The sequence below is a fragment of the Pectobacterium sp. 1950-15 genome (assembly GCF_037136835.1).
Lineage (GTDB): Bacteria > Pseudomonadota > Gammaproteobacteria > Enterobacterales > Enterobacteriaceae > Pectobacterium.
The window spans coordinates 1-13,510 of sequence record NZ_JBBBQR010000030.1 but is presented as its reverse complement, the minus strand read 5'-3'; the positions used below and the strand labels follow the sequence as shown (position 1 = coordinate 13,510).

The following is a 13,510-nucleotide window of genomic DNA, read 5'->3' as shown; positions in this document are numbered from 1 at the left end:
TTTGCCGGGCTGTAAATAATAAGATTCTTTACGAGATTATTTTTATTCCACAATGATGTTAAAGCGCCAGTAAGCTATGGCGCTTTAATTATTTCATAAAACCTACTCCTTACCTCTAATAAAACAATTAGTAAAATACTTTTAAATACCCCCTTCATTGGATAAAGGATAATTATCACGAAATAAACCAACGGAGTAATAAAATTCATGAAAAACTTCAATATCGAAATTAATGTATGTGACACTACAGGAAAATCAACCTGCACCGTTCGTCCACCGGTTAACGTTGATCACCATACTTGCTGCAATACAAGTAGCCAGTGCGAACCGAATCCAAGTATCTCCGGCGTTTCCTCTGTATTCGGGCGGACGGGTATTGTAACCGCACAGTCAGGCGATTACACAGCGGACGACATCACAGAGACGGCAACAAGAAAGTTTGTCACTCCAGATGAAAAAGCCGTCTGGAATGCAAAACAATCCGCATTAATTTCTGGCACTAACATTCGGACACTTTTTGGACAATCGTTACTCGGCAGCGGAGATTTTTCACCGACTCTCGCCCAAATGGGTGCAGCGGCCACCGTACATACCCACACAACCTCAGATATCACAGACTATACGCAGAAAACCAAGCAGCTAATTGCCGACTCACTTGAAGCCGGAAATGGCGTAACGTTAAGTCGCAATGCCTCTAATGGCAAAACGGTGATTAGCGCAACGGTCAGCAATGGTTCTGGTAATGGCAGCGGAGGATATACCGTTGTTGATAAGGCTGGCGCAGTGGCAGGTGAAAATCATTTATTCAATATTAGCTCTCAGGCATCCTATGCGTATGACGCTTATGCACTGAAAGAAGAAGCGGGTGCCAGCAATCAAACCTATCTGGTTGATGATTTTGATAGCACCAGCAAACTTAACTATAACAGCACAAATGCGGTAAAATTTAATGGTACGGTGACCCCCTTTATTGGTGATACGTACGAATTACAACAAGATGGCACGTTCCACAGTGCTGAAATAAAAGCTGATGGGAAATTACTTTCGCTCATCCCAGAAACTGGCATCTCTATTGTTCCGGCCATGACATCAGATACTGCACCTGTCGGTTATGTCGCAAGCGCCTCTAATTTTGCGATCTCTAGTGCAGCGTTTCACCCTTATGTGGCTTTCGATGGAAAAGACAATATCGGAGAATGGCCGGATTGCTGGAGTACCGATAATCAATGGCAACCATCCGTAGCTAACCCGCACTGGCTGCGGATCGATCTCCCAGAAGGCAAATCGGTTTTCAGCTATCAGATGGTTAACCGCTCAAGAAACGAATTAGGCAACCCTAAATCCTGGAAGTTTCAGGGAAGCAATGATAATGGCAGCACGTGGGACACCCTACACGAAGTAACAGACAGCGCAGACAATAATCCTGGAAGCAAAAGAAATTATCAGCTTGGCAACGTCGTCACATATAAAAGCTATCGGCTACTGATTACTGCCAAAAACGGAAACCAGCCATTTACTACGCTGGCCGAGCTAAACCTATTTTCACCGATTAGTCGGTTCGTGATTCACTCAAATAATACATATTATGGCGTCACTAATGGGGCCTTATCAGCAATCCCGGGGGAATTAACCAAAGAAAAAATTGAACAGTATGGTGTTTCCAGTCTGGATAAATTCCCGACGTCTGGGGCAGCGTTGGTCGCACCAGTCAAAATTGTTTCAAATGAAAAAATGAAGGTAAAAACGACATATGTTCCTTTCCCACAAATCGTGTTACCTAAAGGGCTGATGTATGCCAGCGCATGGCAAAAAATTAACTCAGCAACATTAACAGCGGCACAAACTAATGCGGGCAAAGTTCGCGTTGCGGTCTCACGCGATCTGAACGATTGGTTCACCTGGGATGGCACAACATGGCAATCTATTGGTGCGCTGTCTGCCGACACCACGGGGGCAACCGCATTGATTCAGAATGGCATGACACCAACCGCTTTAAATGCAGTCACAACGGCACAATGGGGACAGCTTTTTGCTTCAAATGATAATGTCCCAGACCATATCGCATTTGCCTTTGCGTTGGATATCACCGATCCAACAATCGATGTTTCTTCCATCGATAAATTGACATTAAATGTCAATAACGCGTCATCCTGGAAATTGCAAACGCCAGCAGAAGTAGAAATTCGCTGGAATAAGGATAGCATCACATTCCGTACAATGGCCGCGGGGAATTATAAACTCGCTTATCAGCACCCATAATCATTAATCTATACTTTTAAGCCGCTATTTTAGCGGCTTTTTTATTTATCTGCACATCATGTCAAGAAGGATTGATCGCCTCTATTACATTTTAGTGCAAGAGTAAAATAGCTGGATTACAACTAGAATTACAACACTACAATGCCTTCGCATTCCCTGCCCATTCTGCATAGAAATGGCTCGAACAAATTCCTGGTTCGATTACTTTTATCTCTGTTTTGACTAATCCCAGATTGATGAACGGATCGTCCGTCAGAATGTCTTCCATATCAGCGCTATCTAACCCGTAGGCTAAAATAAACCCACCTGTGCCATCATCCAGCGGGCCTGCAAAAATAACATTTCCCTTTTTTATATGATCAGCCAGCCATTTTTTGTGTGCGTCAATACTCTTTTCAAGTTCATCTTTCGGGCTGGTGTAATACAGCGTAATGGCATAGAGCATAATGTCCACCTCAATAATTATTTAGGCTATATAGATGCAATAACGGAATGGATAGAGGATTTCGCATTGTGAATTTCACGATTCTTGATTTCATCCCCTTTTGAAGCCCCTTCCGCGCGGACGAAATGAACATCGCGAATACCAAGAAAGCGGAAAAAGCCCTGAAGATAACGTTCCTGAAAATCCATATCTAAAAAAGGCGGAGCGGTATAAAAACCACCGCGAGAAGAAACCACAATAACCGCTCTGCCACCAGACATCCCCACCGGACCTTTTTCCGTATATTTAAAGGTCTTGCCAGCCTGTGCAAGCCGATCCAACCACGATTTCAACTGGCTCGAGACGGAAAAGTTATACATCGGCGCACCAATAACAATCACGTCATTCGCCAGAAATTCCGCGACCAGCGTTTCAGATAATTGGTGCTCCCGCAGCGTGGCGTCATCCGCTGAAGAGGACGCTATTTGTTGGCGGAAACCGGCGGCAATCGGCGCAGTTAAATGACGAATTTCATCTTTAACCACATCCCGATAAGAAACGACGGCATCAGGATGTTGTTTGACTAACTCATTCACCACGTCAGCAGAAATCTGTCGGGAAACGGAACCGTTCTCAAGAATACTGGAGTCTATATGTAAAATGTTCACAATAACTTCTCCTACATTGCGTTTTAAAGCTCACTTATTTAACGGCTTTAGCCGCGCTATCAATAAAATCCGCGACGACTTCCGGGTGCGATACCAGAGACATATGGCTGGAGGCAATAGCGCGCGTCTTTGCGCCGATATGGCTCGCGATGTCTTTCTGAATGGATGGATTTAATGCCTTGTCATTCTCCGTCAGCAAATACCAGGTCGGTTTAGCTTTCCACGCCGCTTTCTGAACGCGATCGCCAAACGCTTTTGCCGCCATCGGCTGCTGCACCGCAGCCAGCACCTGCGCTTTTTCCGGGGACACATCCCCCGCCATCACCTCACGATACTGTTCGGGGTTATCCAACCAAATCAGGCCATTGGCATCAGGGGACATGCCTTCCATCGGCGCTTTCAGGCGCTGCAATAAGTCAGAGGCGGACTCCCCACTGTCTGGCACCAGCGCCGACAAATAGACGATGCCGCGAACCCTGGGATCATTGCCGGCCTGCGTCACGACGGCCCCGCCCCACGAATGCCCTACCAGCAGCACATCGCCCTGCTGTCTTTGCAGCACGCGATCCGTCGCTTCAACGTCATCCGCTAAAGAGGTCAGCGGGTTTTGCACCGCCGTCACGTGGTATCCCAGCGCTTGCAGACGAGACGTAACGGCAGACCAGCTCGAACCGTCGGCAAAGGCACCGTGGACTAAAACGATATTGTTAATTTTTGCTGCCTCCGCAACGTTGTGAACGCTGGCAGACAGCACCAGACCTAACGCGATAGCCAGATGGCCGAGCCAGTTAATACGGTAATGCGTCATACGCTTTCCTCTGAAAGAGTGATACGACTGCCTGCCTCTCCAACACGTTTCATCAGGCTCGGGGCAGCGAATGGTTGAATTTTAATCGTGGTTGATGCTTGCGGTAAGATGGCTAACTTGACATAGTTCATGCAAAATTCGCCAAATTCTATCTAACAGGAAAGGTCACTATGCACATCGCCATTCTGGCGCTGCCGGGCAGTATGCAGTCGGCCATCTCCGGGCTTTCCGATATCTTCTGGATGGTCAATCAGGCGCTGATTACCCAGCCAGAAAGTGCATCCTCCGCCTCACCACTCTCTTTTGAAACATCCATCGTCAGTGCAGACGGCAAGCCAGTGCGTGATGCTCAGGGCAGGCTGATTCACGTCGACAGCTCATTTGATGCGATGGGTAAATCGGATGTCGTGCTGGCGACCGGGATGATGCTCGGGCCCGATAAATTACCGATGGCAACGTCATCCGTTAGTGAATCAGCTATTTGGCTCAGGGAGCAATATCGACAGGGCTCGCTGATAGGTGGTGCCTGTGCGGGGGGCTTTATTCTGGCCGAAGCCGGGCTGCTGGATGGTCGCTTTTGCACCACAACATGGTGGCTCTACCACATCTTCAAGCAGAAATACCCGAAGGCAAAACCGGTGTGGGGCAAAGCGCTGGAAGAACAAGATGGCATCATTACCACCGGTGGGCCATTATCCTGGGTGGAACTTGCCCTGCATATTATTCGCCGCAGTGGCGGGCCAAAGATCGCCAAATTGGCAGCAGATATCGCGGTAGCGGACAGCCAGCCGATCTCCCAACGTATTTATGCCCCACAGGGGTTCATTAACACCGTACACCCTCTGCTGCTGCGCGCCGAACAGCTCATCCGCTACGAAAATCCGGCCATCACCGCAGAAGAATTAGCCAGCGCCCTGAATTTCAGCGACCGGACGCTCTACCGCAAGCTCAAAGAACTCACGGCGGAAAGCCCGAAAAACTTTATTACCCGCGTCAGGATAGAAATGGCCTGCCTGCTGCTTGAAAACCCGATGACCAATATCAAGCAGGTCGCCGCAGAATGCGGTTACAGTGAAGACACCGCTTTCAGACGCGCCTTTTCCCAGCAGATGGAGATGACACCGACCCAATTCAGAAAATGGGCGCTGTTGAGGAATAATACACCGCGCGCGTTGGATAATGAGAATGGGGGTTAAGGCGATAGTTGTGAAAGACACGACTGACGGTAAACCACGGCCTTGATCGACACCTTTGCTACACAGTGCTATTCACTCAGGGAATGGAGTAAGGAAATAAAATCGATGATAAGGAAAACCGTTATTACCACGCTGATCGGCCTGTCGGCGGCATCCATCAGTCAGGCAAATGACAACGTAGATACGCTCTACGAACGTCTCACGCAGCAGGATGCTACTGCGTTAGCCGCGTTGACGACATTAGCGAAAGACAACGACCCACAGGCATTGAGTACGCTGGGGTTCATCTATGAATACGGCATCACCGCCCCGCAAAATACCACGCAAGCGCGCCAGTATTATCAGCAGGCCTGTGAAGTAGATGGCAATTTTGGCTGCTACAACGTCTGGTATTTTTATCAATATGGCAAAGGTGTCGCGCAGGATAAAGCACGCGCCAAACAGTTCGCAGACAAAATGCATCGCGCCGATCTCAAAATACCACCTGATGTAATAGAAAACGTCATCGATTACCTGTATAGCGCAAAAGCCAATATCGATAGCGATAGCGATATATCACAGCGTTCCAGATTAATTTATACCGCCAAAAGATACCTCACCAGCGGCGATGAAGAGACACAACGTTTCTTTACCCGTATCGGCTTTAGCAAGCGGGATGTTCTACGGCTGGCAACATTTTGGGCAAAAGATGGCGATCCAGAAATGAATTTCCTGGTCGGTTATTTCTATAATTTTGGCTATGCCGGTATCAAAAATGAGAATATTGAAGCCCTTAAATGGTTCCGTATCGCTGCCGAAGGTGGTCAGCCAGAAGCCCAAAATATTCTTGGGTCGGTATACGAAAAAGGACGCTGGGGTATTTATGCGGATGGAGCAGAAGCTGAAAAATGGTATGAACTGTCAGCAAAACAAGGCAATGACAACGCACTGATGAATCTGGGGAAAATGTATTACGACGGCGTACTCATCAAGGGCGACTACCGTAAGGCCTATGTATTATTTGAGCAGGCCTATAAAAATGACGTGACCAGTGCCAACAGATATTTGTCCCAAATGTATTACAGCGGACAGTACGTTGATGTGGATTGTCATCAAGCAAAAAAATACGAAGGAAATGCAGATAGCCATTATTTTCGCCTATGTGAAAAAGATAAGCGCGAGAGAAAAGCAACGCGCGACGTCTTACCACTCTTAACGTTAAAACATGAATCGAGCCCATTCGGTGGAGATAATAACCCCTATAAATGCGAGCTTAATTTCTCTATCAATACGAATAAATTAGGCGAAGTCGCCAATTTTCGCGCCACGCTACAACTCAAAAACAGTGACGGCGCGTCAGCCGAACAGACGCTCGCTTTCCCACCTTTTGGGTTGAGTAGCCTTGATGCCGGAATGATTGGAGAAAAATTTATTTTTTCCCAGGAATCGACTCTGCTCCCACAGTACAAACCCGATTTTTGCCAATTCAGCGATCTGGAATTTCAGGTCACCTCCGCGACCGCCACGATTAACGGCGAGGAGGTGGATGTCCTTAAGGCGGGGATTTTGAAGCAACAGGAAAAGCGTTAACACTCACGATAAGTGCTCGATTCCCCAAACTGATAGCCCAGAGCGCTGGGCTATTTAGCCTTTCAGCGCATTCGCCAACGTGGCTACAGCATGTACGAATGCTCATAGCAATGATATCTGCATGACTCTGCCGTCCGGCAGAACCATATAAACAAAGCGCCAGTAAACTATGGCGCTTTCTCGTTTATGTCTCCTACTCCCTGTCCTCATTTCACGTCTGAATAACGCGACGGCCAAATCTCTTCCGGCCTTTTCCCCATCGCTTCGGCAATCAGCCGTTCGCCTTTCGGCCAGTGTCTGGTAAGCGCATTCGCCAGTGTGGATGACGCCAGCCCCGCTGCTCTGGAAACTGCCGCCAGCGTTGTCCCTTTCTTCCGCAATCCCGCGATGATATCCGCCGGGTGCCAGTCAGTGTGATTCATTCCATTTCCCTCCACCTATCAAAAACCATTTTGATTTCCGTGTGGATAGGATCGCGTTTTGTGATGAGCAAGACCACGGACGATGAGTCACATCTTTAAGGCGCTAGCTTATGACTCTCTAAAGCGCTATCGCGTTTTAGGGGAAGCGTGGGGTGAAAATTCCCGCAGGCAGATCTGCATATATAAGGAAGTAAAGCAGTATGGGTCACTTAACACAACATGGGTATCATTGCGCTTACCTAGCTGTTCGATATTGGTAGATACAGCGTCAACGCTTCGCTAGCTGTTTGTCGGAAACCGTATTCCTCATAAAACGCAGCAGCCCGTGCATCTTTCGCATCAACAATCAGCACTCGCACACCCATCGTATTACGCACAGATAACGCCATATTCACAGCATGTCCAAGCAAAAGTTGTCCGTAACCTTTCTTCTGCTCAGCAGTCGATACCGCCAAACGCCCCATACGCATAGCAGGCACCGGATATCCAGGCAGTCGCTTACGGTCATTTTCACTGAGCTCGTGCAAATATAAGTGTGCTGCGGACAATGAGCAGTAGCCCAGAATACAGGCAGGCTGTGACTCATCGAGCAAGATATGCGTCGTAGCGATTCCATCGCGCTGATGTTGCGAGGCTCGCTTTTGTAGATAATCATCCAGAGCCAAAACACCACAAGCAAAACTTGAACGGTCATGGCGGCGACCGTCCAGCAATGAAAATATCAGAGCCATAGGTTAGCGTTTCATCAAATTGGCAGCCTCTTCCATCGCTTTATGCAAACGATCATTAGGCAAAAACGGCTGATTCAACGTAGCCAAAAAGCGGCGAGATTCTTGCTCAGAAAGCGTAACAACGGTATCTGCAGCAATGGCGGTATCCGCTTCACGCAACACCGCATCACGCACAAATGCAGAAACAGCTATACCACGTAATGCGGCAGCCTTAGTGATGCGTTCTTTATCGTGAGCATTCAACCGAAGATCTAAACGAGCAGTAGTAGTCATAGCGACCTCCTTTTGTACGTAATTTTACCGTACAGAAAAAGATTGCGCCACCGTTTGTGGTTGGATAATTTGTCACCACTTAAATCTGTCTAATCCCGAAACACCAATCCAATGAAACGACTTTGCAACGTTGTCGTTTTTAAGTTACAAACCCAATGGATTGAAAACTTACAAGGAGACCATTTTGTACGCCGCAAAACGTTATTAGGACAGTAGTAGTAAAGCCTCTTACTCGAAATCGACAAAAAGAAAAAATAATAAAAAATAACTAGTTATATAAAAAAGTCAATACTGGCGGGATTATCAAAAGAGGTAACATCATGGCAATCATCACCCAATCCACTAAATTCGAAAAAGCCATTAGCCACGATGATGCAATGGTTGCGGAGCTACGAGAAAATCCTGAGTACGCTGAAATATATCTCCAGACAGCATTAGAAGATATTTATGAGGAAGGTGGCATCGCTGCATTCCTGACAGCGTTACGCCGTGTCGTTGAAGCGCGTGGCGGAGTAGGAGAAATAGCCAAAAAATCGGGACTGTCTCGCCAACAGCTATACAGAACGCTGTCTGAAAATGGTAACCCAACGCTGACGACACTGACAGAAATCACCAGAGCCGCAGGTGTTCGACTTATTCCCTATACTCACAATAATTAAAAATATCAGTCACACAATCACGTAATCAGACATAAAAAAACCGCAGTTACGCGGTTTTTTTGCTGTTTAGCACAACGCTATTTCAGACTCAGGCTTATTCCCACTCGATTGCAGATTAAAATAAATTAACAATTAAAATCAATTACTTAAATAAAATATTGAATACCATTCAAAGCACCATGATGTCATTCTACATGAGCCAGATGATGACATCTATTACATTACCCTACTTGACGCCTCCATTCAGGCTCGGAGATTGGTCTCGGCCTTAGCACCATTTAGTCAATCAAAAGGCAATAACAACGCTCAGGCCATGATTCGGATTTGATCAGGTGCTAATAGCTTACTTTCAATGAGTTCATCTCGTGCTCCCTCTGGGTCAGCAGTGAAGAGTACAATTCGCAGATCCTCTTCTGCACGGGAGAATGAGACATACGCGAGTTTCTGAGTTACAGAACGTTGCCGCTCAGATGGCTCGCCAGCAGTGAGCGGCGTTAGAGTCTTACTAAAGCTGTATTGATTCCATGCGGCTTCGACATCGTCATAGACGACCAATACTTTTGGATACTCCTCGCCCTTAACACCATGCTGAGTACTATAGGCGGTATTGTTATTAAGAAAATCAGCATAACGGGAGACAGTCTCAGGCGTCATTCTGAACAGCGAATCTGCGAGCCAGTCACCTTTGTCAAGATTGTGAAGTTCCTGATCGAACAATTCAGCCCTAGGGGCACGATTGAGATGCTCACTCAGTCTTTCGGAAGGCTGGATAATCTGCTTCTCGATACAAAAACGAAGGATCACTCCGATCGTCTCCGTATCCCACAAAATCTTCAATTGTCCAAGTAAAGCCTTCGAAGTCTCGATCATCAATTTCAGTGATTTTTCCGCATTTAATCCATCGATCGCGAAAGCTGGGCTATCTCGGCGAAGCAAATTGATAATACTTCGTTCATCACCCCGACCTTGAGCATTGATAAGAGGGCAAATAGTCGAAAGAAATGGTTTGAGAAGAAAGTGGGCACCTTCCTCAAAAGCATCCTGAGCACGGGACGACGCATAATCACCTGTGAAAAGGCGGTTGAGGTCAGCAAAACCAAGCCGACGCGCGATCATTTGACGCGCCAGAAAGAGCTTCATTACATCGTTGCGTGCTGTCCAGCCCCACTCTTCGACTGCAGCATCCATACGAGCCAGTGCCCGCTCAATCTGGTCTTCTGAATAGCGCCTGCGTGGCTCCGATGGTTCTTCCGCTTTGATCAGCAAAAATTCGACGCTACCTTCACATGCGGCATTTTCACCAGCTGCATACTGTTCAACATCCCTGCGATAAGCATTGAGAAGCCGGATGACACTCTGGGAACATCGGAAATTTTCAGTTTTCTTTATGACTTCACCATTGTCAGGTGGTGCAAAATCACCTGCACTCCTGTCATAAATTTGTTGCCAAGGGTCACCAAAGTAACCGATCAAAGGAAGTTCGGCACCCGAACTGACGAGATTAAGACCCGAAATAATCCCCTCAAATGTATCCTGTGCTTCGTCGACGAAGATGTAAGGAAAACGTAAACCAATGATCCGCCTGAGAGTTTCATTATTTGCAAGTAAGTAGCTTGCAATCTCAATGACGTCATCGTGGCCGATCTGCCCTTTTCTGTAATCGCTGAAGCTCGTGTCGGCATAGTCAAAATGTTTGACTGAGTGAAGATGTTCCAGATCCTCTGTCAATCGTTCAATTTTCGCACGGGCATTTAGTGCCTTTTTACTGTTTCTACCGTTATCATCTTCTCTAGCTTTTTCTATAAGCTTTGGAATCCTACTCTCGCAAAGCGCTTGCTTAATATTTTCGTGAAAACGACTTATCTGTTCCCACAAAAATCCATGCAGAGTTGAAATCCGGTATAGCTCATCAAACCCCAGCCTCCCCTTTATGACCTCAACAGCACGCTTGGTAAAGGTAATACAGGCAATACGTTGACCGTGTTTTCTAAGGAAATGTCCCTCGTTGTCCCGAACCCGGCTAAGAGCATCAACGAGCGAGCTAGTCTTACCTGCCCCCGCACCGGCGATCATCGCAAAGCTACGATGACCATCTATGCATTCTCGGACTTGAATATCCGCGTCGCTTTCTATCCATGTTCCCATGCTATTCTCCCGCTACAATAGGGACTTCAATTTCCACCGCCACTGGTAGTGGGGGCAATAAACGCGACTCAAGCCAACTCAATCCTTCGGCAATATATTCAGGGACGATCCATTCCTCAGTGCAAGCCAAGATGTCCATTGCAAAATCGGTTTTTTTGAAATTATCCGACCGAACCCTATTGTAAACATCCTGATAAGCGTCGCTGAGAGATTCGCGGACAGCAGTGCCAATAGATAAAACACCAGAACGAAGTAGCCCAAAATTCTCGTAAACAATTGCCTCTTCCAAAGTACGCGGGCGTAACATCGCGCTGGCATTATCGTCCTCAACCAAAACATCCGTCTGAAAGGCGATACAACGATCCTTATCGGTGTGTTGTTTCTCGGCAGAGGTCAATGCCATCAAATTAGCGATTGTGGTCTGCCCGCAAAGTTTTTTCAGAGATGCATTAGAGGTCCTTGCTCCAGCCAGATCGGCACGACAGGCGCTGGGGTAGCCAGTGGGTACTACGGAATCAATATCAGTGATAACAAGGTAGGGGATATGAAGGAAGCTGAGCAGACCTTCGAAACGGTGGGCATAGGCCCCTCCGACTTCCAGGATTGTTAGATATACAGTCCTCAATCTCCCAGCAGCACGTTCGATCATGGATGGCATTAGCAGCTTCTCAGCTGCACCTTCGACAAGTATGGCGGCATCAGCAAAAAATAGGTCGCAGTGTGTAAGGCGTAAATAGCGTTTCAGGAAGGCTAGCGATTCTGACGGGGAAACAAGGTTACCGTCTACCATCTCCACTTCCGGCTGGAACGTCCGTAGACTTCGAACCATTGAGGCATTGCGAATACCAGCCGCTCCCATTTCCCCCTCACTATAACCGCGCTGGAAATAGCGAACTTTCTCAAAATCTACAGCCTCCATGATATGAGAAGAGTGTGTGGTTACGACTAGTTGCGGCACTAGATTTGGTTCGCCAGCCGCCTCAGCGGACTGGTTGATTACCTGCCATATATTAGAGATGAAAGTCTGTTGTACCTGAGCGTGAAGGTGAACCTCTGGTTCCTCAATAAATATAATCAGGCACAAAGGCCTGTTTTCTGTGGTCATTACCCACTGAGAATGAAAGTGCCGGGCCTGAATAGCCATAAATATTAAATTTTTAAAACCAAGACCGTTATATAACTCGGGCAGTTCATGCTTTCGGCTAGGGTCAATATAAAGTAACTCGGTATTTCCACGCAGTGCAGTTTCAGGGCTAAGTGACGAGATAATCTGTAATTCTCGATCATTGATCGATGGCACACCAAGGCTCTTGATGAGGTTGATCAGCGGGGCAAATTGTTTTGCATAGTGATCTGTCAGTTGTTTGTTATTTTCATCAATTACGCTGTGAGCATCAGCCGCATGACCGAGCTGCTCAAGATTCTTTTGGTAGAAGGTGGAGAAAGCCGATGAGAGTCGGTTACTACGGCTGCTATCGTCATCGTTAATATTGCGTTGCGCATCCACAAACTCTACCTGTATGAGATGCTTCAGAAGACGTTTGCCTTCATCAGGATCAAGATGACTAGTCAGGATCTCTGGCGGTGTTCCCTCCTGAATCTTCTCGTCGAGTGAGGAGTAGCAAACAGTAAAATGTCGTCCAAGATTTCCACCAAGCGCTAAATATTGCGGCAGCGACTTGGTGCGAGTTCCATCTTCCATTGGTGGATAGGCGGCGTCGTAATTTTCACGTAACTTCTTTGCTTCCGAGACTTCATACGACAGCCTAATTCCTACTCGTGTAAAATCCGAAAGTTTCGGCAACAGAGTGAAAACCCTACCAAAACCAATACTCTCGGGATCTATAGTGAACCAAAGATCAAGGCTAATTTTGGGAAGTTCATCGGCATCTCCGGTCGTTGCAAATGTGTCGAAATCAGGCATTCGGGCAACGGAGAAATCGTGAATCTTAAAATCACGTCCGCCAAGAAAGCAGCGAAAAATAGCGGTTGCAGAAGTCTTACCACTATTGTTGGGTCCAACAAAAATGGACTCCCTGTCTTCAAGGTCAATCTGAACATTTTCCAGTCGGCGGAAATTCCGAATTGCTACCCCACTTACCTTCATATAACCCCCCTCCCTGACACATTAAGAAAACAATCCGAAAACTGGTGCTCCTCGCTCCGCTTGCAATTCTATCTGTTACAACCAGACTCTTTTTAGCATATCCATTATGTGATTGGGGGATGTAGTAGTCACAGCTTTAGAGTTTTTCAGCGCAATCGTTGTAATTCATTTGGCGTAAACCATCTAAAATTCCATTTAAAAAGTGAGTTTCACATGCGATAGGTGTCTGAAAATGCTAGACAGGAAAAC

12 protein-coding genes are annotated in these 13,510 nt (G+C 46.9%); 4 read left to right on the top strand and 8 right to left on the bottom strand.

All coding sequences use genetic code 11. The annotated features are described in order from the left end of the window. Window positions 1–207: 207 nt before the first annotated feature. A complete protein-coding gene (locus WCT94_RS20530; protein WP_336871552.1) occupies window positions 208–2,259 on the top strand; it encodes a discoidin domain-containing protein in 2,052 nt (683 codons plus the stop codon). A 136-nt stretch (window positions 2,260–2,395) separates the two neighbouring features. Here WCT94_RS20530 and WCT94_RS20525 read toward each other — a convergent pair whose 3' ends face one another. Genes WCT94_RS20525 through WCT94_RS20515 form a run of 3 tightly spaced genes read right to left on the bottom strand, consistent with a single transcriptional unit; the run spans window position 2,396 to window position 4,159 of the window. Then, complete coding sequence (locus WCT94_RS20525) at window positions 2,396–2,704, bottom strand: YciI family protein (RefSeq protein ID WP_336871551.1); 309 nt, start codon at window positions 2,702–2,704, stop codon at window positions 2,396–2,398. 26 nt (window positions 2,705–2,730) lie between these two features. Next, window positions 2,731–3,351: an FMN-dependent NADH-azoreductase gene (locus tag WCT94_RS20520; RefSeq protein WP_336871549.1), complete on the bottom strand. Its 621-nt coding sequence runs from the start codon at window positions 3,349–3,351 to the stop codon at window positions 2,731–2,733. Window positions 3,352–3,385: 34 nt separating this feature from the next. Beyond that, window positions 3,386–4,159: an alpha/beta fold hydrolase gene (locus tag WCT94_RS20515; RefSeq protein ID WP_336871547.1), complete on the bottom strand. Its 774-nt coding sequence runs from the start codon at window positions 4,157–4,159 to the stop codon at window positions 3,386–3,388. A 170-nt stretch (window positions 4,160–4,329) separates the two neighbouring features. Here WCT94_RS20515 and WCT94_RS20510 point away from each other — a divergent pair, with 170 nt between their 5' ends. Further along, window positions 4,330–5,355 carry a GlxA family transcriptional regulator gene (locus tag WCT94_RS20510; RefSeq protein ID WP_336871546.1) on the top strand — a complete coding sequence of 342 codons (1,026 nt, stop codon included), beginning with the start codon at window positions 4,330–4,332 and terminating at the stop codon, window positions 5,353–5,355. A gap of 105 nt (window positions 5,356–5,460) precedes the next feature. After that, window positions 5,461–6,924, top strand: coding sequence for a hypothetical protein (locus tag WCT94_RS20505; protein ID WP_336871544.1), 1,464 nt, complete (start codon window positions 5,461–5,463; stop codon window positions 6,922–6,924). Window positions 6,925–7,130: 206 nt separating this feature from the next. On the opposite strand, the gene WCT94_RS20500 is transcribed toward WCT94_RS20505, so the two are convergent. The 3 genes from WCT94_RS20500 to WCT94_RS20490 all read right to left on the bottom strand — a co-directional run bounded on the left by WCT94_RS20500 (window position 7,131) and on the right by WCT94_RS20490 (window position 8,350). Further along, window positions 7,131–7,346: a helix-turn-helix domain-containing protein gene (locus WCT94_RS20500; protein WP_151241623.1), complete on the bottom strand. Its 216-nt coding sequence runs from the start codon at window positions 7,344–7,346 to the stop codon at window positions 7,131–7,133. Between the two features lie 239 nt (window positions 7,347–7,585). Beyond that, on the bottom strand, window positions 7,586–8,077 hold the full coding sequence (locus WCT94_RS20495; protein WP_336871541.1) for a GNAT family N-acetyltransferase: 492 nt from the start codon (window positions 8,075–8,077) through the stop codon (window positions 7,586–7,588). Window positions 8,078–8,080: 3 nt separating this feature from the next. Further along, entirely contained in the window at window positions 8,081–8,350 is a 270-nt protein-coding gene (locus WCT94_RS20490) for a type II toxin-antitoxin system TacA family antitoxin (RefSeq protein WP_336871539.1), read from the bottom strand. Between the two features lie 320 nt (window positions 8,351–8,670). Between WCT94_RS20490 and WCT94_RS20485 the strand changes: the two genes are divergently transcribed. After that, a complete protein-coding gene (locus tag WCT94_RS20485; RefSeq protein WP_116586615.1) occupies window positions 8,671–9,009 on the top strand; it encodes an addiction module antidote protein in 339 nt (112 codons plus the stop codon). 306 nt (window positions 9,010–9,315) lie between these two features. On the opposite strand, the gene WCT94_RS20480 is transcribed toward WCT94_RS20485, so the two are convergent. Next, the gene (locus WCT94_RS20480; protein ID WP_336871537.1) at window positions 9,316–11,154 is read right to left on the bottom strand and encodes a UvrD-helicase domain-containing protein; all 1,839 of its coding nucleotides are present in this window, start codon (window positions 11,152–11,154) and stop codon (window positions 9,316–9,318) included. 1 nt (window position 11,155) lies between these two features. Next, entirely contained in the window at window positions 11,156–13,261 is a 2,106-nt protein-coding gene (locus tag WCT94_RS20475) for an ATP-dependent nuclease (protein ID WP_336871534.1), read from the bottom strand. Between the last annotated feature and the right edge of the window lie 249 nt (window positions 13,262–13,510).